Annotated in this window: 16 protein-coding genes, 2 tRNA genes and 1 pseudogene; 2 read left to right on the forward strand and 17 right to left on the reverse strand. The window is 72.1% G+C overall.

Annotation, left to right across the window (positions count from 1 at the left end):
• Positions 1–18: 18 nt before the first annotated feature.
• Together OG982_RS08905 and lepA are read right to left on the reverse strand one after the other, a co-directional pair.
• Positions 19–1,908, reverse strand: a complete 1,890-nt coding sequence (locus tag OG982_RS08905) for a long-chain fatty acid--CoA ligase (RefSeq protein ID WP_266788136.1) — start codon at positions 1,906–1,908, stop codon at positions 19–21.
• Between the two features lie 203 nt (positions 1,909–2,111).
• A complete protein-coding gene (lepA, locus tag OG982_RS08910; RefSeq protein ID WP_266788135.1) occupies positions 2,112–3,977 on the reverse strand; it encodes a translation elongation factor 4 in 1,866 nt (621 codons plus the stop codon).
• Between the two features lie 245 nt (positions 3,978–4,222).
• On the opposite strand from lepA, the gene rpsT reads away from it, so the two are divergent.
• The gene (rpsT, locus tag OG982_RS08915) at positions 4,223–4,489 is read left to right on the forward strand and encodes a 30S ribosomal protein S20 (protein ID WP_266788134.1); all 267 of its coding nucleotides are present in this window, start codon (positions 4,223–4,225) and stop codon (positions 4,487–4,489) included.
• Between the two features lie 275 nt (positions 4,490–4,764).
• Here rpsT and holA read toward each other — a convergent pair whose 3' ends face one another.
• Positions 4,765–5,757 carry a DNA polymerase III subunit delta gene (gene holA / locus OG982_RS08920; protein ID WP_266948256.1) on the reverse strand — a complete coding sequence of 331 codons (993 nt, stop codon included), beginning with the start codon at positions 5,755–5,757 and terminating at the stop codon, positions 4,765–4,767.
• A 58-nt stretch (positions 5,758–5,815) separates the two neighbouring features.
• Here holA and OG982_RS08925 point away from each other — a divergent pair, with 58 nt between their 5' ends.
• Positions 5,816–6,085 (forward strand): hypothetical protein, encoded by a 270-nt coding sequence (locus OG982_RS08925; RefSeq protein ID WP_266788132.1) that lies wholly within the window; start codon positions 5,816–5,818, stop codon positions 6,083–6,085.
• Positions 6,086–6,102: 17 nt separating this feature from the next.
• On the opposite strand, the gene OG982_RS08930 is transcribed toward OG982_RS08925, so the two are convergent.
• The 14 genes and pseudogenes from OG982_RS08930 to OG982_RS08995 all read right to left on the reverse strand — a co-directional run bounded on the left by OG982_RS08930 (position 6,103) and on the right by OG982_RS08995 (position 20,319).
• Positions 6,103–6,963 carry a YceI family protein gene (locus tag OG982_RS08930; protein ID WP_266792091.1) on the reverse strand — a complete coding sequence of 287 codons (861 nt, stop codon included), beginning with the start codon at positions 6,961–6,963 and terminating at the stop codon, positions 6,103–6,105.
• Positions 6,964–7,120: 157 nt separating this feature from the next.
• Positions 7,121–9,346 (reverse strand): annotated as a pseudogene (locus OG982_RS08935) (ComEC/Rec2 family competence protein); the annotation flags it as partial.
• Positions 9,347–9,507: 161 nt separating this feature from the next.
• Positions 9,508–10,476 carry a ComEA family DNA-binding protein gene (locus OG982_RS08940; protein ID WP_266948257.1) on the reverse strand — a complete coding sequence of 323 codons (969 nt, stop codon included), beginning with the start codon at positions 10,474–10,476 and terminating at the stop codon, positions 9,508–9,510.
• Between the two features lie 141 nt (positions 10,477–10,617).
• A complete protein-coding gene (locus OG982_RS08945) occupies positions 10,618–11,463 on the reverse strand; it encodes a DegV family protein (protein WP_266788130.1) in 846 nt (281 codons plus the stop codon).
• 136 nt (positions 11,464–11,599) lie between these two features.
• Entirely contained in the window at positions 11,600–12,394 is a 795-nt protein-coding gene (locus OG982_RS08950) for a hypothetical protein (protein ID WP_266788129.1), read from the reverse strand.
• A 160-nt stretch (positions 12,395–12,554) separates the two neighbouring features.
• Positions 12,555–15,437 carry a leucine--tRNA ligase gene (leuS, locus tag OG982_RS08955; RefSeq protein ID WP_266948258.1) on the reverse strand — a complete coding sequence of 961 codons (2,883 nt, stop codon included), beginning with the start codon at positions 15,435–15,437 and terminating at the stop codon, positions 12,555–12,557.
• Positions 15,438–15,695: 258 nt separating this feature from the next.
• A tRNA-Ala gene (locus tag OG982_RS08960) sits at positions 15,696–15,768 on the reverse strand.
• A gap of 186 nt (positions 15,769–15,954) precedes the next feature.
• Positions 15,955–16,188, reverse strand: a complete 234-nt coding sequence (locus OG982_RS08965) for a hypothetical protein (protein WP_008738908.1) — start codon at positions 16,186–16,188, stop codon at positions 15,955–15,957.
• A 143-nt stretch (positions 16,189–16,331) separates the two neighbouring features.
• Positions 16,332–16,404, reverse strand: a tRNA-Ala gene (locus OG982_RS08970).
• A 133-nt stretch (positions 16,405–16,537) separates the two neighbouring features.
• Positions 16,538–17,212 (reverse strand): histidine phosphatase family protein, encoded by a 675-nt coding sequence (locus tag OG982_RS08975; RefSeq protein WP_266792089.1) that lies wholly within the window; start codon positions 17,210–17,212, stop codon positions 16,538–16,540.
• Positions 17,209–17,655 carry a ribosome silencing factor gene (gene rsfS, locus OG982_RS08980; protein WP_266788127.1) on the reverse strand — a complete coding sequence of 149 codons (447 nt, stop codon included), beginning with the start codon at positions 17,653–17,655 and terminating at the stop codon, positions 17,209–17,211. The genes OG982_RS08975 and rsfS overlap by 4 nt, the downstream gene beginning before the upstream one ends.
• A 109-nt stretch (positions 17,656–17,764) precedes the next feature.
• Positions 17,765–19,432: an LCP family protein gene (locus OG982_RS08985; protein ID WP_266948259.1), complete on the reverse strand. Its 1,668-nt coding sequence runs from the start codon at positions 19,430–19,432 to the stop codon at positions 17,765–17,767.
• A 24-nt stretch (positions 19,433–19,456) separates the two neighbouring features.
• Positions 19,457–20,074 carry a nicotinate-nucleotide adenylyltransferase gene (gene nadD, locus OG982_RS08990; protein WP_266788125.1) on the reverse strand — a complete coding sequence of 206 codons (618 nt, stop codon included), beginning with the start codon at positions 20,072–20,074 and terminating at the stop codon, positions 19,457–19,459.
• A gap of 77 nt (positions 20,075–20,151) precedes the next feature.
• Positions 20,152–20,319, reverse strand: a complete 168-nt coding sequence (locus OG982_RS08995) for a hypothetical protein (protein WP_266788124.1) — start codon at positions 20,317–20,319, stop codon at positions 20,152–20,154.
• Positions 20,320–20,346 lie beyond the last annotated feature (27 nt).

A 20,346-nucleotide genomic window follows, 5' to 3' on the forward strand; every position in this document is an offset into this window, starting at 1 on the left:
GCACTGCCCGAAGGTCGTTTACGCCTCGCGCGTCCCGGCGTACATCTCGTCGATCAGGTGCTTGAACTCGCGCTCGACGACCGGCCGCTTCAGCTTGAGGCTGGGCGTGAGGTCACCGTGCTCGACGTCCAGGTCCCGCGGCAGCAGCCGGAACTGCTTCACGGTCTGCCAGCGCTGGAGGCCCGCGTTCAGCGTCTGTACGTACGTCTCGATCAGGCGCGTCGTCTCCGGCGCGGCCACGATCTCGGCGTACGTCTTGCCCTCCAGCCCGTTCTCCCCGGCCCAGACCTCGATGGACGGCCCGTCGAGGGCGATCAGCGCCGAGCAGAAGTTCCGGTCCGCGCCGTGCACCACGATGCTGGAGACGTACGGGCAGATCGCCTTGAACTGGCCCTCGATCTCCGCCGGGGCGACGTACTTGCCGCCCGACGTCTTGATCAGGTCCTTCTTGCGGTCGGTGATGCGCAGGTAGCCGTCGGGCGACAGCTCGCCGATGTCGCCGGTGTGCAGCCAGCCGTCCGGCTCCAGCACCTCGGCGGTCTTCTCGGGCTGGCCGTGGTAGCCCTGCATGATGCCGGGGCCGCGCAGCAGGATCTCGCCGTCGTCGGCGATGCGGACCTCGGTGCCGGGGAGCGGCTTGCCGACGGTGCCGGTGCGATAGGCCTCGCCGGGGTTCACGAAGGAGGCCGCGCTGGACTCGGTCAGCCCGTAGCCCTCCAGGATGTTGATGCCGGCGCCGGAGAAGAAGTAGCCGATCTCGGGGGCGAGGGCGGAGGCGCCGGAGACGGCCGCGCGCAGCCGCCCGCCGAAGGCCTCGCGGAGCTTGGAGTAGACGAGCGCGTCGGCGATCTTGTGCTTGGTGGAGAGGCCGAAGGGGGCCGTCGCGTTGCCGGTGCGCCGGTAGTTGTCCTGGGTGACCTTGGCGTATTCGCGGGCGACGCCGACCGACCACTGGAAGATCTTGTACTTGGCGCCGCCGCCGGCCCGGGCCTTGGCGGCGACCCCGTTGTAGACCTTCTCGAAGATGCGCGGGACGGCCGCCATGTAGGTCGGCTGGACCACCGGCAGGTTCTCGATGATCTTGTCGATCCGGCCGTCCACGGCGGTGACGTGCCCGACCTCGATCTGGCCGGAGGTGAGCACCTTGCCGAAGACGTGCGCCAGCGGCAGCCAGAGGTACTGGACGTCCTCGCTGGAGATCATGCCGGTCGCCACGGTGGCCTTGGCCATGTACGACCAGTTGTCGTGCGGCAGCCGCACGCCCTTGGGGCGGCCGGTGGTGCCCGAGGTGTAGATGAGCGTGGCGAGCTGGTCGGCGGTGATGGCCCCGATCCGCTCCTTGATCGCCTCGGGGTGCTTGGCGAGGTACTCCCTGCCGCGCGCCTCCAGGTCGGCGAGGGAGAGCACCCAGCCCTCCGGATCACCCTCGGCCGGGACCGCGTCGGCGCTCTCGATGACCACCACGTGCGACAGCGCGGGCAGGTCGGCCCGCCGCTCGCGGGCCTTGGCCAGCTGGGAGGCGTCCTCGGCGATCAGTACGTGGCTGTCGGAGTCGGCCAGGATGAACGCCGACTCCTCGGCGTTGGTGCTGGGGTAGATGGTGGTGACCGCGCCGCCCGCGCACATCACGCCGAGGTCGGCGAGGATCCACTCCACCCGGGTGCCGGAGGCCAGCGCGACGCGCTGCTCGGACTCCAGCCCGAGGTCGACCAGACCGGCCGCGATAGCGAACACGCGGTCGGCGGCCTGCCCCCAGCTGAGCGACTTCCACTCGTCCGGGCCCTGGCCGCCGGCCGCGGGGACGGGGAACCGGTAGGCCTCCGCGTCCGGCGTGGCGGCGACACGCTCAAGGAACAGGGCCGCCACGGTGGGCGGGCGGTTCTCGATCAAGGTCTGTGTGTCGCTCACGGACGTCCTCCGGACCACGCGGCAAGGCCTGCATTGGGCAAGTGACTCTGGGCTGAACAGTGACTCGATGCTTTGGTGACTGGCGAGTAACCAGAGATCAGACTAGGGGTCCTCCGGCTGGCGCGTAAGGGCCAGCGGGCGGCCGGTTCATAACGAAACAGGCCCCCGCGCTCTCGTGCGGGGGCCTGTTTCGCATACAACGGCTACTTCTTCTTGCCGCCGGAGTCGTCGCTGGACAGCACCGCGATGAAGGCCTCCTGCGGAACCTCCACGGAGCCGACCATCTTCATCCGCTTCTTGCCTTCCTTCTGCTTCTCCAGCAGCTTCCGCTTACGGGAGATGTCACCGCCGTAGCACTTGGCGAGGACGTCCTTGCGGATGGCGCGGATCGTCTCGCGGGCGATGACGCGGGAGCCGACGGCCGCCTGGATCGGCACCTCGAAGGCCTGCCGCGGGATGAGCTCGCGCAGCTTGGCGACCAGGCGCACGCCGTACGCGTAGGCCGCGTCCTTGTGCGTGACGGCGGAGAAGGCGTCGACCTTGTCGCCGTGCAGCAGGATGTCGACCTTGACCAGGCTGGAGGCCTGCTCGCCGGTGGGCTCGTAGTCGAGCGAGGCGTAGCCGCGCGTCTTGGACTTCAGCTGGTCGAAGAAGTCGAAGACGATCTCCGCGAGCGGGAGGGTGTAGCGGATCTCGACCCGGTCCTCGGAGAGGTAGTCCATGCCGAGCAGGGTGCCGCGACGGGTCTGGCAGAGTTCCATGATCGCGCCGATGAACTCGCTGGGCGCGAGGATCGTCGCCCGCACGACCGGCTCGTACACGTCCGAGATCTTGCCCTCGGGGAACTCGCTCGGGTTGGTGACGGTGACCTCCTTGCCGTCCTCCAGGACGACGCGGTAGACCACGTTCGGCGCGGTGGCGATCAGGTCGAGACCGAACTCGCGCTCCAGGCGCTCGCGCACCACGTCCAGGTGGAGCAGGCCGAGGAAGCCGACGCGGAAGCCGAAGCCGAGCGCCGCCGAGGTCTCCGGCTCGTAGACGAGCGCGGCGTCGTTGAGCTGCAGCTTGTCCAGGGCCTCGCGCAGGTCCGGGTAGTCCGAGCCGTCGAGCGGGTAGAGGCCCGAGAAGACCATCGGCCGCGGGTCCTTGTAACCGCCGAGGGCCTCGGTCGCGCCGTTGTGCAGGCTGGTGATGGTGTCACCGACCTTGGACTGACGGACGTCCTTCACGCCGGTGATGATGTAGCCCACCTCGCCGACGCCGATGCCGTCGGCCGGGGTCATCTCCGGGGAGGAGACGCCGATCTCCAGCAGCTCGTGCGTGGCGCCGGTGGACATCATCCGGATGCGCTCGCGCTTGTTGAGCTGGCCGTCGACCACACGGACGTACGTGACGACACCGCGGTACGAGTCGTAGACCGAGTCGAAGATCATCGCGCGGGCGGGGGCGTTCTTGACGCCGACCGGCGCCGGGACGGTGGCGACGACCTTGTCGAGCAGCGCGTCCACGCCGAGACCGGTCTTCGCGGAGACCCGCAGGACGTCCTCGGGCTGGCAGCCGACCAGGTTCGCGAGCTCCTCGGCGAACTTCTCCGGCTGGGCCGCCGGCAGGTCGATCTTGTTCAGCACGGGGACGATCGCGAGGTCGTTCTCCATCGCCAGGTACAGGTTGGCGAGGGTCTGCGCCTCGATGCCCTGGGCGGCGTCCACCAGGAGGATCGTGCCCTCGCACGCGGCGAGGGAACGGGAGACCTCGTAGGTGAAGTCGACGTGCCCGGGGGTGTCGATCATGTTGAGGATGTGCGTCTTGCCCTCGTCCTCGCCCGTGGTGGGCGCCCACGGCAGTCGGACCGCCTGGGACTTGATCGTGATGCCTCGCTCACGCTCGATGTCCATGCGGTCGAGGTACTGGGCGCGCATCTGCCGCGAGTCGACGACACCGGTGAGCTGGAGCATCCGGTCGGCAAGGGTCGACTTGCCGTGGTCGATGTGCGCGATGATGCAGAAATTGCGGATCAGCGCCGGGTCGGTACGGCTCGGCTCGGGCACGTGGCTGGGGATCGCGGGCACGCAGTGTCCTGATTCTCGGGTCGCGGTCGGAACGAAGTCTGAGCGAAAGTCGAATGTCGTCGCCCTCGTCGGCGCGCGATGTCGGATCTGTACGCAGACTCCCATGGTCCCATGGACGGGGCAGTGCGCTCGGTTTGGGCCGGTCGGAGCCTGCCTGGTAGCCTGGGCAGCTGTGTCTCGTATGCCCTCTCAGCTGTCGGGACACAATCCGAAGATCAAATCTCTGAACCTGAAAAGGCTCTTTCGTGGCGAACATCAAGTCCCAGATCAAGCGGAACAAGACGAACGAGAAGGCGCGCCTGCGCAACAAGGCCGTCAAGTCCTCGCTCAAGACCGCGATCCGCAAGGCCCGCGAGGCCGTCCTCGCCGGTGACGTCGAGAAGGCCACCGTGGCTTCCCGTGCCGCCGCGCGTGCGCTCGACAAGGCTGTCTCGAAGGGTGTCATCCACAAGAACGCCGCCGCCAACAAGAAGTCGGCGCTGGCCTCCAAGGTTGCCACCCTGCAGGGCTGAGCTCCCTGATGCGAAAGCCGGGTAGGGACCCAGTGGGCCCTCTCTCCCACTCCTGACCGGCACCCCGCGCCGCACACGAAGCGTTCGCCACGCGGGTACGGCGCAACCAAGCACCACCCGAAGGCCCCGACCACTCCCCTTCCCCAGGGGAGCGGCCGGGGCCTTCGCCTTCCCCAGACCCCACCGGCCCCGGCCCGAGGCGCCGCCCGGCCCCGCCGGCGTTTGAGCCGAAGCGGCCCCGCCCGGCGGGGCAGAGGCCCGCCCGGCCGGAAGAACTAGCGCCGGTGCGGCCGCGCCGCACGGGCCACGGCCACGACCGCCTTCTCGAGCGCGTACTCGGGATCGTCACCCCCGCCCTTCACCCCGGCATCGGCCGCGGCCACGGCCCGCAACGCATCCGCGACCCCGTCCGCCGACCACCCCCGCATCTGCTGGCGAACCCGGTCGATCTTCCACGGCGGCATCCCCAGATCCCGCGCCAGGTCACCCGGGCGGGCCCCGCGCGGCGCGGACGCCAGCTTGCCGATCGCCCGAACCGCCTGCGCCAGCGCGCTGGTGATCAGCACCGGCGCCACCCCCGTGGACAGGGACCAGCGCAAGGCCTCCAGGGCCTCCGCCGCCCGCCCCTCGACCGCGCGGTCGGCGACCGTGAAGCTGGAGGCCTCCGCCCGGCCCGTGTAGTAGCGGCCCACCACGGCCTCGTCGATGGTGCCCTCGACGTCCGCGCACAGCTGCGCCGCCGCGCTCGCGAGCTCCCGCAGGTCGCTGCCGATCGCGTCGACCAGCGTCTGGCACGCCTCGGGGGTCGCCGACCGGCCCAGCGTCCGGAACTCGCCCCGTACGAACGACAGCCGGTCCGCCGCCTTCGTCATCTTCGGGCAGGCGACCTCCCGGGCCCCCGCCTTCCGCGCCGCGTCCAGCAGGCCCTTGCCCTTGACGCCGCCCGCGTGGAGGAGGACGAGGATGATCTCCTCGTACGGCGCCGCGAGGTACGCCTTCACTTCCTTCACCGTGTCCGCGGACAGGTCCTGCGCATTGCGCACGATCAGGACCTTGCGCTCGGAGAAGAGCGAGGGGCTGGTCAGCTCGGCCAGCGTGCCGGGCTGGAGCTGCTCGGACGCGAGGTCCCGCACGTCCGTGTCGGCGTCGGCGGCACGGGCGGCCGCCACCACCTCCCGGACGGCACGGTCGAGCAGCAGGTCCTCCTGCCCCACCGCGAGGGTGAGCGGGGCGAGCGGATCGTCGGTGGGGTTCTTCCTGGTGGCCATCGGCTCCAGCATCCCATGCCGCACTGACAGTCCCCCGCGTCCCGGCCCCTCCCACCGCATGCCCGAGAATGGCCGGGTGAACGTGCGACATGTGCTGGTGCTGCCCGACCGCGACGCCGCCGAGGAGGTGGCGCAGGAGGTCGTCGACCGCTTCGGGCTCTCCGAGGACCCGCGGCTGGTCCGCGACGCCCTGGCCGGCGAGGACGACGCGGACGACGCCCAGTGGCTGGTGGTCGTCGAGGACCCGAGGCAGCAGCTCGACCCCACCGCCCTGGACGCCCTCGCGGCCGACCACGAAGGCTGGCTGGAAGCCCCCGACGGGGCCTAGCCCGCCCCTCCCGGGCCCTACGCCTTGTGGACGATCTGGACGTCCAGCTCCACCTCGACGTTCGAGCCGACGGCGGCGATCCCCTGCGCCAGGATCGACTGCCAGTTCAGGGTGAAGTCCTCGCGGTGCAGTTCGGCGGTGGCCCGGCAGGCGGCTCGGGGCTCGCCCTCCAGGCCCGTGCCGAGGCCGAGGTACTGGGTGTCCAGGGTGACGGAGCGGTTGACGCCGTGCAGCGTCAGGGCCCCCGCGACCGTCCAGCGGCTGCCGCTGCGGTGGATGAACCGCTCGCTGTAGAACTCCACGGTCGGATACCGGGCGGAGTCCAGGAAGTCGGCGGAGCGCAGGTGGTCGTCCCGCATCCGCAGCCCCGTGTCGATGCTCGCCGCGTCGATGATGACGTGCATGGAGGAGTCCTCCATGCGGTCGGCTATCCGCACCGCTCCGGCGAACGTGTTGAACCGGCCGTGGATCCGGGCGAAGCCGATGTGCCGCGCCGTGAAGGCGATCGACGAATGCGCCGGGTCGAGCTCCCAGTGCCCCGGCGCCGGGAGCAGCGGGGGCTCCACCGCGTCGAGGATGATCTCCCCCGTGCCCGGCTGCGCCGGGTCCCCGACGAGCGTCGCCCCGTGGAAGGGCGCGTAGCCCTCGGCCGTGACGGAGAGCCGGTACTCCCCCTCCGGCACTGCGGCGGTGAACCCGCCGAACGGATCCGTCTCGCCACTGACGATCCGTCGGCCGATCGGGTCGGTCACCTCGAACCTGGCCTGGCGGACGGGCTGATGGACCGTGTCCAGGACCCGGCAGCTCAAGAGGCCCGCGGTGGCCGGCAATGACAAGGTCGCGGATGTGTGTGAGCTGGCACTCCCGGCCGTCTCCATCCCCCGTCGACGTCCGAACATGGTTGATGCACCCCCGTGCGGTGTGAACTTGTGCCGTTCTGGCGAAAACGCATTCGATCATGCTGTCGGGTTGTGGGCAAACAGAGTGGTGCCGCCCGGTATGCCCGCGCCGGTTCCGGCGCCGTCCGGCCGGAAATGCCCTCATCCGCGAGCCGCTTCCGGAGATGGCCACGGAGCCGTCCGTATCGGTGCGCAGGACGGTCGCCCCCAGTGCCCGCAGCCGCGCGAGCGTACCCGGCGCGGGGTGCCCGTAGCGATTTCCCGCGCCGACGGGGACGATCGCGATCCGGGGCCTGAGCCGGGCCTGAAGGGCCGGGTCCTGGTGCGCCGAACCGTGGTGGGCGACCTTGAGCACGTCCACGGGACCCAGCTCCGGACGGACCCTCAGCAGGGCCTGCTGGGCGGGTGGTTCGAGATCGCCGAGCAGCAGCAGCGTGAGCCCCGGGCCCCGGATCAGCAGGGCGACGCTCGCGTCGTTCGGCCCGTCCGGCGGCGGGCCGTCGGCGGGCGGCCAGAGCACCTCCCACTCCACCGGACCGGCCCGGCGGCGCTCCCCCGCCGCCGCGGTGACGACGGGCACCCCGGCGGCCGCCGCGGCCCGCCGCACGGCCGCTGCCTGCCCGGGCGGCTCCGCCAGGGCGGTGGTCTGAATCACACCCACCGCCCGGCCCCGCAGCACCCCGGACAGGCCGCCCACGTGGTCGGCGTGAAAATGCGTCAGCAGGAGCAGCGGCACCCGGCGCACGCCCAGGGTGCGCAGGCAGTCGTCCACCGGCCCCGGCTCGGGGCCCGCGTCGACCACCACGGCGCTGTCCGGGCCGACGGCGAGCACCCCGGCGTCGCCCTGGCCCACGGCGCACTGGACGTAGCTCCAGTCGGGCGGCGGCCAGCCGGTCAGGCCCCGGGTGAGCTGCGGGGGCCGCAGCACGGCGAGGAGCAGCAGCACGGCCACGGCGGCGCAGGCCCACTTCCGGCGCCCGAACCACCCTCCGAGGCCCACGACGGCCAGCGTGGCGGCGGCCAGCAGCAGGCCGCCGGTGACCCCGCCCGGCCAGGCCAGCTCCGCTCCCGGGAGCCCCGCCCCGGCCCGCGCGACTGCGGCGATCCACCCGGCCGGCACGCCCGCGCACCAGGCGAGCAGCTCCGCCGCCGGCATGCACAGCGGCGCGACGGCGAGGGCCGCGAAGCCGAGCACGGTCGCCGGACCCGCCGCGAGCTCCGCCAGCAGGTTGCACGGCACCGCCACCAGGCTCACCCGGGCGGAGAGCACGGCGACGACCGGCGCGCACACCGCCTGGGCGGCCGCCGCGGCCCCGAGCGCGTCCGCGAGCCGGGGCCGCACTCCGCGCCGCCGCAGGGCCTCGCTCCACCGGGGCCCGAGGGTCAGCAGGGCCCCGGTGGCCAGGACGGAGAGCAGGAAGCCGTAGCTCCGGGCCAGCCACGGCTCGTACAGCACGAGGAGCAGCACGGCGGCGGCCAGCGCGGGGATCAGGGACCTGCGCCGCCCGGTCGCGAGCGCCAGCAGGGTGACCGACCCGCAGGCGGCCGCCCGCAGCACGCTGGGCTCGGGCCGGCACACCACGACGAACGCCAGCGTCAGGGCCGCGCCGCTCAGGGCCGTCGCCCGCAGGGAGAGCCCGAGCCGGGGTGCCAGCCCGCGCCGCTCCACGTGCTGGGCGCCGGCCGGGGGCCCGAGGAGCACGAACAGGACCACGGTCAGGTTGGCACCCGACACGGCCAGCAGATGCAGCAGGTCGGTCGCCCGGAAGGCCTCCCGCAGGTCGGGCGGCACCCGTGAGGTGTCCCCGACGACCAGCCCGGGCAGCAGGGCCCTGGCATCCGGGGGGAGCCCCTCGGTGGCGGTCCGCAGCCCGGCCCGCAGGCTCCCCGCGACGCGCTGCGCGGCGTCCGGGCCGCCCGTCACCCCGGGCGGGGTGCCGCCCGACGGGCGGACCAGCGCGACGGCGCGCTCCCCGCTCCGCGCCGGAGCCAGCCGGGCGACCACCTGCACCCGGGTCGAGGGCAGCAGCCGGGCCCAGTCCGGATGCCCGGCGAGCACCCGTACCGGAGTCCCGACCCGGGTCCGCGACCCGTCGGGCCCGGTCACCCGGGTCACCACCGCGTCCAGCATCACCAGGGGCGGGCCGTTCCCACCGCCGACGGTCCGCGGGTCGGAGCCGACGGTGAGCTCCACGGACACCCGGGCGTGCTCCCGGGCCAGCGCCTCCACCGGCCCGGCCCGCGCCTCGGCCCGCTGGAGCCCCGCCACCCCGGCCGCCGCGGCCGCGCACAGCAGGGCCGCGGCGGCGGCCGTACCGGCCCTCCACCAGGACTCCGGGCGGCAACGGCCGCCTGCCAGCATCAGCAGCCCCGCGCCGGCGACGCCGAGCCCCACCCCGGCAGCCGTCCAGCCGGCCGGCGCGTCCAGCGCCAAGGCGGCCGCCGCCCAGGCGGCCGCGGCCGGCGCCACGAGCCGCAGATCCACCGGCCCGGGCCCCTCCACGCCCCGCTCCCCGGGCCCGTTCACGGCCGCACCAGCTTGCGCAGGTCGGCGAAGCGGCGCTCACCGATGCCGTTGACCTGGCGGAGCTCCTCCACGGAGCGGAATCCCCCGCGCGCGGTCCGGAAGTCCACGATGTGCTGCGCGAGCACCGGGCCCACCCCGGGCAGGCCGTCCAACTGCTCGACGGTGGCACTGCCGAGGCTCAGCGGCCCGGCCCCCGCACCCGGCCCCGCACCGGCACCGGCACCCGGACCGGAAGCCCCGGGAACGGGCTGCGCGGAGGCGCCGACGAGCACCTGCTCCCCGTCCACCAGCACCCGGGCCCGGTTCAGCCCGGTGGTGTCCGTGCCCGGGCGCACTCCCCCGGCGGCGGTCAGCGCGTCCTCCACCCGCGATCCGGCGGGCAGCCGGCGGACCCCGGGATCCCGGACCTTCCCGCTGACGTCGACCACGATCCGGCCGCCCCCGCCGGCGGACGACGGCACGGGCCCAGGCCCGGGCGCGGGCGCCGGGGCCGGGACCGGAGCGGGAGCCACCACGGCCGGCGCGGTCACGGGCTGCGGGCGCCCCGACCAGTACTGCTGCGCGGCGAACCCGACGGCGGCGACGAGCACCACCCCCACGGCGGCCACCGTCCGCGGCTCCACCCCGCACCGGACTTGCAGCCACACCGGCAGCCGCTCCCGTAACGCCAGACTCCGGCCCACCCCGGCGGGCAGCCGCCCAGGCTGCTCCACCTCCGGAGGCGGCGGCTCGGGCGGCGGCAGAGGATCCGGCGGCAGCTCGGGCACGGGTGGTGCCACCGCCGCACCACCACCCAGCAGGGCCTCGGCCCGCCGCCGCACCACACCGGGATCCGGATGCGGATCGGCGCCCCGCCGGCCGCCGCGGCGATACCGCAGACGGCCGTCGGAGAGCCGGGGACGGCCGGGGCCACTGGTGGCGCGGGCGGGACGGGAGGTACGCGTTCGAGTCGTTCGAGTCGTCATGCCACGACCGTAGGGGCCGATCCCGATCCCCGTTCGGACGCTCCAATTCCGGTGGATGGAACCGGCGTTGTGGATATCCGAGCCACTCGTTCCGGTGATCAGCCGGGTGTAGCCGCCGAGATCGTCACCAGGAGGGGGCGGTCAGCGAGGCGACACGACCGCCGCCAGCAGCCCCGGCCCCGTGTGCGCGCCGATCACCGCGCCGACCTCGCTGACGTGCAGCTCGACCAGCCCGGGGATGCGCTCGCGGAGCCGCTGCGCGAGCTTCTCAGCCCGCTCCGGCGCCGCGAGGTGGTGCACGGCGACGTCCACGCTGGCGGTGCCCGCCCGCTCGACGGCCAGCTCCTCCAGCCGGGCGATCGCCTTGGAGGCCGTACGCACCTTCTCCAGCATCTCGATCCGCCCGCCGTCCAGCGTCAGCAGCGGCTTGACCGCGAGGGCGGACCCGAGCAGAGCCTGCGCGGCGCCGATCCGGCCGCCGCGGCGGAGGTAGTCGAGGGTGTCGACGTAGAAGTACGCGGACATGTCGGCGGCGCGCTTCTCGGCGGCGGCCACGGCCTCGTCGACGGATCCGCCGGCCTCGGCCGCCTCGGCGGCGGCGAGGGCGCAGAAGCCGAGGGCCATCGCGACCATGCCGGTGTCGACGACGCGCACCGGTACCGGGGCGGTCTTCGCGGCGACCACGGCCGCGTCGTAGGTGCCGGAGAACTCGGCGGACAGGTGCAGGCTCACGATCCCGCTCGCGCCCGCGTCGGCGGCGGCCCGGTAGGCCCGTACGAACTCCTCCGGGCTGGGGCGGGAGGTGGTGACCGAGCGGCGCTTCTGCAGGGCCACGGCGAGGCTGCGGGCCGAGATCTCGGTGCCCTCCTCAAGGGCCTCGTCGCCGAGCACCACTGTGAGGGGGATGGAGGTGATCCCGTGCCGCGCCATCGCCGGTTGGGGCAGGTAGGCCGTGGAATCGGTGACGATCGCGACATGGCGGGACATGAGCCGGAGGTTACCGCCAGTGGGGGTCCGACGGCAGCCCGGGCACCCGCGAACCCGTCCCCGGGCCCCGGGGAGCGCCCCGGAAGCGCCCAGGTCTCAGGACGTCAGAACGCCAGGGCGCCAGGACGCCAGGTCGTCAGGTCGTGGTCTCCGGCCGCGGCGCCTTCTGCCAGGGGTAGGGGTGCGCCGGAGCGGACGGGTTCAGCGCCGCCGGCCGGGCCTGCGCCTCGGGCCGCGCGTGCGGCGCCTGGGCCTGACCCGGATGAGCCTGACCCGGAGCCTGCCCCTGTGCGGCCCGCCCGGGAGCCTCCCCGGGCTGCTGCCCGGCCTGCGCCGCGTCCCAGGCCGCCGCGGCGGCGGCCAGGTCGTCCACCGGCTCCCGCGACCAGTCCCGCAGCGCTCCGGACTCGACCTCGATCTGCTCCGACAGCGACGACAGGTCGTCCTCCGCGAACCGGCGGGCCCGCTCCCGCGCGGCCCATCGCAGCGAGTCGGCCGACTGCTTGATCGTGGCGGTGCGCTCCCGCAGACCGGGAAGCATCTCGGCGATCCGCTTGCGGTCCGGCTCCTGCTCCAGGCGCCGCAGCTCCTCGTCCAGCTCGCGGCCGTGCACGCTCAGCCGCTCGAACAGCCCGATCGACTCCTGCAGCGAGGGATCGGAGCGCACGCCCTCCTGCAGCGCCTGCTGCGTGGCCCGCATCGACGTCCGCAGGTCCAGCCGCAGCTGCGCCAGCGAGGCCGTGACCCCGACCTGGCCGAAGCTCTTGGCCTTCAGGGTGGTGTCCTCCACGGTCCGGCGGGCCTGCGAGATCGTCCGGTCCACGCCGCGCTTCGCCGCGCCGACCGCCTTCACCGTGGCCCACGCCCCCAGTCCCAGGACGGTGAAGAGCACCAACAGGGCAAAGATGATGATCAAAGCGCCGGCCTCCATGAGGCTCCCTTCCCCTGCCTTTGTCCGTCCCCTCCACCGTAAACGCCACGGGCAGGCCAGGGGTTCCAATCGAACCCCCAACCTGCCCGTACGGGATCACCCTCAGAGGGACCCGAAACCGTCAGAGAGACCGGGAACGCGTCAGACGACGCCGTTCACGTCAGACGACGATGTTGACCAGCTTCGGCGCGCGCACGATCACCTTGCGGATCTCCGCACCGCCCAGCGCCGCCACGACCGCCTCGTCGCCCAGCGCCAGCTTCTCCAGGTCGCCCTCGGAGATCGTCGGCGCCACCTCCAGCCGCGCCTTGACCTTGCCCTTGATCTGCACCACGCAGGTCACGGTCTCGTCCACGACGTACGCCGGGTCCGCGACCGGGAAGTCCTGGTGGACGACCGACTCGCGGTGCCCCAGCCGGTGCCACAGCTCCTCCGCGACGTGCGGGGCCAGCGGCGCGACCAGCAGCACCAGCCGCTCCGCGACGGACCGCTCCAGCGGCCGGCCCGCCTTCGTCAGGGCGTTGTTCAGCTCGGTGATCTTCGCGATGGCGGTGTTGAACCGCAGCCCCGCCAGGTCGCCGCCGGCTCCGTCGATCGCCTTGTGCAGCGCGCGCAGCGTGTCCTCGGCGGGCTCGGCGTCGACGACCGTCACCGCGCCCGTCTCCTCGTCCACGATGTTGCGCCACAGGCGCTGCAGCAGCCGGTACTGGCCCACCACGGCCCGGGTGTCCCACGGACGCGAGACGTCCAGCGGGCCCATCGCCATCTCGTACAGGCGCAGCGTGTCGGCGCCGTACTCCTCGCAGATCTCGTCGGGCGTGACGGCGTTCTTGAGGGACTTGCCCATCTTGCCCAGCTCGCGCTTGACCGGCTCGCCCTCGAAGAAGAACTTGCCGTCGCGCTCCTCGACCTCGGTGGCCGTGACCGGGAAGCCGCGCTCGTCGCGGTAGACGTAGGCCTGGATCATGCCCTGGTTGAACAGCTTGTGGAACGGCTCGACCGAGGAGACGTGGCCCAGGTCGAACAGCACCTTCGACCAGAAGCGCGCGTACAGCAGGTGCAGTACGGCGTGCTCGGCGCCGCCCACGTACAGGTCGACGCCGCCGTGCGGCTGGCCCTCGCGCGGGCCCATCCAGTACTGCTCGATCTCCGGGTCCACCAGCGCCGACGCGTTGTTCGGGTCCAGGTAGCGCAGCTCGTACCAGCAGGAGCCGGCCCAGTTCGGCATGGTGTTGGTCTCGCGGCGGTACGCGCGCACGCCGCGCCCGTCGCCCAGGTCCAGCTCCACGTTGACCCAGTCGGCCTTGCGCGACAGCGGGGTCTCCGGCTGCGACAGCGCGTCGTCCGGCTCGAAGGTGCGCGGCGAGTAGTCCTCGACCTCCGGCAGCTCCAGCGGCAGCATCGACTCGGGCAGCGAGTGCGCGACGCCGTCCTCGTCGTAGACGATCGGGAAGGGCTCGCCCCAGTACCGCTGGCGGCTGAACAGCCAGTCGCGCAGGCGGAAGTTGACGGTGCCCTCGCCGATGCCGCGCTCGGCCAGCCAGTCGGTGATGGCGGCCTTGGCCTCGGCGACGCCCAGGCCGTCCAGGGAGATGCCCTCGCCCACCGAGTTGACCAGCGTGGCGTCGTGGGAGACGAACGCCTCGTCCCACTCGGCCGGGTCGGTCCCGCGGCCGTCGCTCGGCTGCACGACGCAGCGCATCGGCAGCTCGAAGGCGCGCGCGAACTCGAAGTCTCGGCTGTCGTGCGCCGGGACGGCCATGATCGCGCCGGTGCCGTAGCCCATCAGCACGTAGTCGGCGATGAAGACCGGGACCTTGTCGCCGCTGACCGGGTTGATCGCGTACTCGCCGGTGAAGACACCGGTCTTGTCCTTGGCCTCGGCCTGCCGCTCGACGTCGGACTTCGAGGCGGCCTGCTTGCGGTAGGCCGCGACGGCCTCCGCGGGGGTGGCGTGCCCGCCGGTCCACACGTCGTGGGTGCCCTCGGGCCAGGCGGCCGGGATGAACTTCTCGACCAGCGGGTGCTCGGGCGCCAGCACCATGTAGGTGGCGCCGAACAGGGTGTCGGGGCGGGTGGTGAAGACGGTGATCGCCTCGTCGCCCAGCGCGAAGTCGACGCGCGCGCCCTCGCTGCGGCCGATCCAGTTGCGCTGCTGCAGCTTGATGGCCTCGGGCCAGTCCAGCGCGTCCAGGTCGTCCAGCAGGCGGTCCGCGTAGGCGGTGATCCGCATGTTCCACTGGCTCAGCTTGGCCTTGAAGACGGGGAAGTTGCCGCGCTCGGAACGGCCGTCCGCGGTGACCTCCTCGTTGGCCAGGACGGTGCCCAGGCCCGGGCACCAGTTCACGGGCGCGTCGGAGGAGTACGCCAGCCGGTACTCGTTCAGTACGTCGGCCCGCTCGCCGGCGGTCAGCTCCGCCCAGGCGCGGCCGCCCGCGACGCCGGCCGGGACCTCACGGGAGCCGTCCTCGAAGGCGGCGATCAGCTCGGCGATCGGCCGGGCCTTCCTGGCCTGCGCGTCGTACCAGGAGTTGTAGATCTGCAGGAAGATCCACTGGGTCCACTTGTAGTAGTCCGGGTCGATCGTGGCGAACGAGCGGCGCTTGTCGTGGCCCAGGCCCAGGCGGCGCAGCTGGACCTTCATGTTCTCGATGTTCGCCTCGGTCGACACGCGCGGGTGCGTGCCGGTCTGCACGGCGTACTGCTCGGCCGGCAGGCCGAAGGCGTCGAAGCCCAGGGTGTGCAGGACGTTGTGGCCGGTCATCCGCTGGTGGCGGGCGTAGACGTCGGTGGCGATGTACCCGAGCGGGTGCCCGACGTGCAGGCCCGCACCGGACGGGTACGGGAACATGTCCATGATGAACTTCTTGGGCCGCGCGACGACCGCGGGGTCCCCAGCCAGGTCACCGGTCGGGTTGGGGGCCTCGTACGTGCCCTGTGCGTCCCATACGTCCTGCCAGCGTGCCTCGATGTCGGCGGCCATGGCAGCCGTGTAGCGGTGCGCCTCGGCCGCCTCGGGGGCCGGGGTGTTCGTCTCGCTCATGATTTCTGAAGCTCCATCGATCGTCTCTGCCGTCTCTGCCTGCCCAAACGAAAAAACCCCTCGCACAGGAGGGGGCGCCGCGCCGATGCCGACCGTTTCGAAAGGTCGGCGCTGATCAGCGCGGCTCGGTAAGCAGAAGGCGTACGGCACGCATGGCGTCAGGGTACCGCAGCGGCCCCCGCCACCGCTCGGCCGTCCACCGTGCGGGCACAACGAGAAGCGGGCCACCCGATCCGGGTGACCCGCTTCTCTTCACTGTGGAGCTAAGGAGAATTGAACTCCTGACCTCCTGCATGCCATGCAGGCGCTCTACCAACTGAGCTATAGCCCCTTGTCTTGCCCGCCGCTTCGGTTTCCCTTGCCGGTTCCCCTTGGCGACGTCCCAAACATTACACGGTCATGGCCCTGGTCCAAAAATCGGTTTCCACCGGGCCGGGGCCATGTCCGAAATGCTCCACTCCGTCAGGCTCTCAGGCCTTCAAGCCGCCAGACCCTCAAGCCGCCAAGCCGCCAAGCCTCAGGCTCTCGCGAACTGGTAGAACCGCTTGAGCGTGCAGTGCTCGTCGAGCAGCCGGCCGTAGATCGGCTCCCCCTCCAGCTCGCGGTACGTCTCGATCGGGTCGCCTTTTATGATCAGCGCCCGCGCGCATTCCTCGCACCAGTACTGGTAGTCGGGGTTGACCGGGTCCATGTCCCGCACGATCGGCGTGCCGTTGTTGCACCAGTCGCACCGCCGCCGGTGTGCACCCATCCGTCAGCGACTCCCTCCCGCGTCGGGCCGTCGTGTCCCCCTCCGGCCGTCCGATTCTGCCATGACCGTACGGGCAGGGTCAGCCTGCGCAAAAGGAGCAAACGCAAGGATCCCGCCCCCTGTTGGGGACGGGATCCTGATTGTGGAGCTAAGGAGAATTGAACTCCTGACCTCCTGCATGCCATGCAGGCGCTCTACCAACTGAGCTATAGCCCCGCTCTCCGCTGCGCTCCCCCCGTTTCCGGTGTTCTGCGCTGCGAACAAGAAGAACTCTAGCCTGTGACCAGCCGGAAAGTGAAATCCGGGTGGGAGCCCCGGTCCGGAGCCGCCCGAAGCCCTGCGGGAGGCCTCAGTCGTCGTCGCCGAGGACGGGTTCCGGCAGCGTGCCGGCGTTGTGCTCCATCAGCCGCCAGCCGCGCGCGCCCTCGCCGAGGACGGACCAGCAGCAGTTGGAAAGCCCGCCCAGGCCCTCCCAGTAGTACGACTCCAGGCCGAGCAGGCGGCCGATGGTCGTACGGATGGTGCCGCCGTGGCTGACCACGACGAGCGTGCCGCCCTCCGGCAGCCGGTCGGCGTGCGCCAGCACCACCGGCGCGGCCCGGTCGGCGACCTCGGTCTCCAGCTCGCCGCCGCCGCGGCGCACGGGCTCACCGCGCTTCCACGCCGCGTACTGCTCGCCGTACTTGCCGAGGATCTCGTCGTGCGTGAGGCCCTGCCACTCGCCGGCGTACGTCTCGCGCAGCGCCGCGTCGTGCGTCACGGGCAGGCCCGTGACGGCGGCGAGCTCGGCGGCCGTGTTGGCGGCCCGCCGCAGGTCGGAGGCCACGATGGCGTCCGGCTTCAGCGAGGCGAGCAGCCGGGCGGCGCGGCGCGCCTGCGCCACACCCGTCTCGGTCAGCTCGATGTCCGTGGAGCCCTGGAAGCGGCGCTCCAGGTTCCACGAGGTCTGGCCGTGCCGCCAGAGGACGATCTTGCGGCCGGTCTTGCCGGTCCTGGCGGTCGTGCCGGTGCTCGTCGCGCTCAGAACAGATCACCGTCCAGGTCCTCGTCGCCCTGCGCCTCACGCAGCTTGGCGTGCTCCTCCGCCTTGCCCTTGGTGAGCTTGGCGTCCTCGGGGAGGTCGATCTCGGGGCAGTCCTTCCACAGGCGCTCCAGCGCGTAGAAGACCCGCTCCTCGCTGTGCTGGACGTGCACGACGATGTCGATGTAGTCGAGCAGGATCCAGCGGGCGTCGCGGTCGCCCTCGCGGCGCACCGGCTTGGCGCCGAGCTCCTTGAGCAGGCGCTCCTCGATCTCGTCCACGATCGACTTGACCTGGCGGTCGTTGGGGGCCGAGGCGAGCAGGAAGGCGTCGGTGATCGACAGCACGTCGCTGACGTCGTACGCGATGATGTCGTGCGCGAGCCGGTCGGCCGCGGCCTGGGCGGCGGCGGTGATGAGCTCGATGGAGCGGTCCGTGGCGGTCACTGGCCATGCTTTCGGGTTGGCGGGCAGATCCTTACAAGGGTCTCATGTACCGCCGACCCCGCCCGCGCGGAACGTCCCGCGCGGGCGGAGCCACATGCCCGGGGCCTGGTCAGGACGGTTTGTAGTCCTTGCCCAGGGTCACCACGACGTCCGCGTTCACGGCGTTCTCGGCCTTCTTCACGGCCGTCTCCGCCAGCCCCAGCGTCTTGGCGACCTCGATCGCCCGTTCCCGCTGCGCGTCGTCCTGGTACGTGATCTGCGAGGCGGTCTGGGTCTTGTCGGCCTTGCCGCCGTCCACGAAGGTGTAGCCGCCGTTCAGCAGTGCCGCCTTGGCCGCGACCTGCGTCTTCGCGTCGCCGGTGGCGTCCTTGAGGCCGACCCGGGGCGCCGCTCCGGCCGGCGCGGCCGTGAAGTTGCCGCCCAGGACCTCCTTGACGACGGTCTTGTTGGCCTCGTCGGTGAGGGAGCCGTCCGCCTTCACGGCGAGGAGCTCGGTGCGGTAGTCCCCCACCTTCGCGTGCTCGCCGATCCTGGCGAGCATGGCGCCGAGGGTCTGGGCGTTCAGCGCGGGGTCCAGGATCTGGCCCATGCTCTCGACCGTGACCGCGGCCGCCTTCGGATCGCTGGGGATCTTGCGCAGGACGGCGTGGAGCACGCCGCCGGTCCGCTGGAGCTGCTTGGCCTCCGGCTCGCCCTGGGCTCGGTACGTGGCGTACGCGACGGCCATCGCGCCGCTCAGGTGCTGCTTCTGGCCCTGGCCCACGGCCGGGGTCTTGGCCTTGTCGTCGGCCGGGACCGCGGTGTCGGTGTCGACGTCGATGCCGCCGACCAGCTCGACCAGCCGCTCCAGGAACGGCGTGTCCAGCCGCCAGGTGCCGCCGATGCTGGTGCCGAGGACGGTGTCGAGGGCCTCGCCGGTGCCGAGGCCGCCCTCCTCGACCGCCTTGCCGAGGGCCAGGCCGGCCCCGTCCTGCTGGGGGACGGTGAGGGTGTTCGGGAGCAGGACGGTGGCGCCCTGCTTGGTGGTGACGTTGTCGACGAGCAGCGCCGTGGAGGTGCCGCCCTTCTTGGTGTTGTGCAGGTGGACGACGATCATGTCGCGCTTCTGCGCCCCGCCCGCGGCAGCGGCGCCCTTCTTCTGCCCGGGGCCGTCGAGGAACGGCAGCTTGCCCGCGTACCAGAGGTAGCCGAGGCCGCCGACGACGAACAGCGCGAGGACGACGATCAGCGCCACCACCCGGTTGCGGCCGCGGCGGCGGGCCTCCTCGCGGCGTTCGGTCCGGCTCTCGGTGAAGGCGAGCCAGTCGATGACGTCGTCGGATTCCTCGTCGGCCTGGTCGATGAAGGCGAACTGCTCGGTGCGGTAGTCGCCGCCCGGCGCGGACTCGGCCCGGCGCGGTTCGGGGATCCGCTCCGCCGTGCGGGACACGGGTTCCGGTTCCGGCGCGGACTCCGGCTCGGGGGCCGTCTGCTGCGGGATCCACTGCTGGGCCTGCGGGGCCTGCTGCGTCTCGTAGCCGTAGCCCTGGTCGGCGCCCTGCCGGGGGTACTCCTGGGCGGCGGGCTGCTGCGGGTAGTACTGCTGCTGGTCGTAGCCCTGGTAGTCGTAGCCGTACTGCTGCTCGTACGACGGCTCGTACTGCTGCGGGGCCCCGGCCGGGGCGGCGGGCTGCGCGGGCACCTGGCCGTACACCGGCCGACCGTACGCGTCGTAGCCGATGAGCTGCTGCTCCTGGGCGGCGTACGGGTCGTACGGCTGCTGCTGTCGGTCGTTCACCGCGGGGCCCCTCTCTCCGGAAGCTCAGACTCCCCGGTACAGCTCACGCTTGTCGATGTAACGCACGACACCGTCCGGTACCAGGTACCAGACGGGGTCCCCGTTGGCGACCCGCACGCGGCAGTCCGTGGACGAGATCGCCAGCGCGGGCACCTCGACCAGCGAGACGCCGCCCTCGGGCAGTCCGTCGTCGGTGAGCACGTGCCCGGGGCGTGTCACGCCGATGAAGTGGGCGAGCGAGAACAGCTCGTCGGCGTTGCGCCAGGTCAGGATCTGCGCGAGCGCGTCGGCGCCGGTGATGAAGAACAGGTCGGCGTCGACGTTGAGGGCGCTCAGGTCCCGCAGGGTGTCGATGGTGTACGTCGGCCCGCCGCGGTCGATGTCGATGCGGCTCACCGAGAACTGGGGGTTCGAGGCGGTCGCGATGACCGTCATGAGGTAGCGGTCCTCGGCGGGCGACACGGCCCGCTGGGACTTCTGCCACGGCTCACCGGTCGGTACGAACACCACCTCGTCGAGGTGGAACAGCGCGGCCACCTCGCTGGCGGCGACCAGGTGTCCGTGGTGGATCGGGTCGAATGTCCCGCCCATCACGCCGAGCCGGCGCTTGACCGGGCCGGTAGGCACTTCCTGCTCTCCCATGAGCGCAGAGCCTACTGGCCCGGCGGAGCGGCCCGGACCTCGGTCGGGCGCCCGCCGGACGACGCCGAGAGCGCGCTCTAGCGGTCGCGGTTCAGGCGCGTGGTCACCCAGAGCATGAGGATCAGGATGAAGAACGCGGCGCCGCCGGTCAGGTACGGGCTCAGGCTGTCGTGGTTGCCGCCGTGCTGCTCGGCCCCCTCCGAGGCGAGGACGACCAGGTTGTGGGCGGTGGAGGAGAGGCTCATCAGGCTGATACCTATCGAGTCGGGGAG

The sequence above is a fragment of the Streptomyces sp. NBC_01551 genome (assembly GCF_026339935.1).
GTDB lineage: Bacteria > Actinomycetota > Actinomycetes > Streptomycetales > Streptomycetaceae > Streptomyces.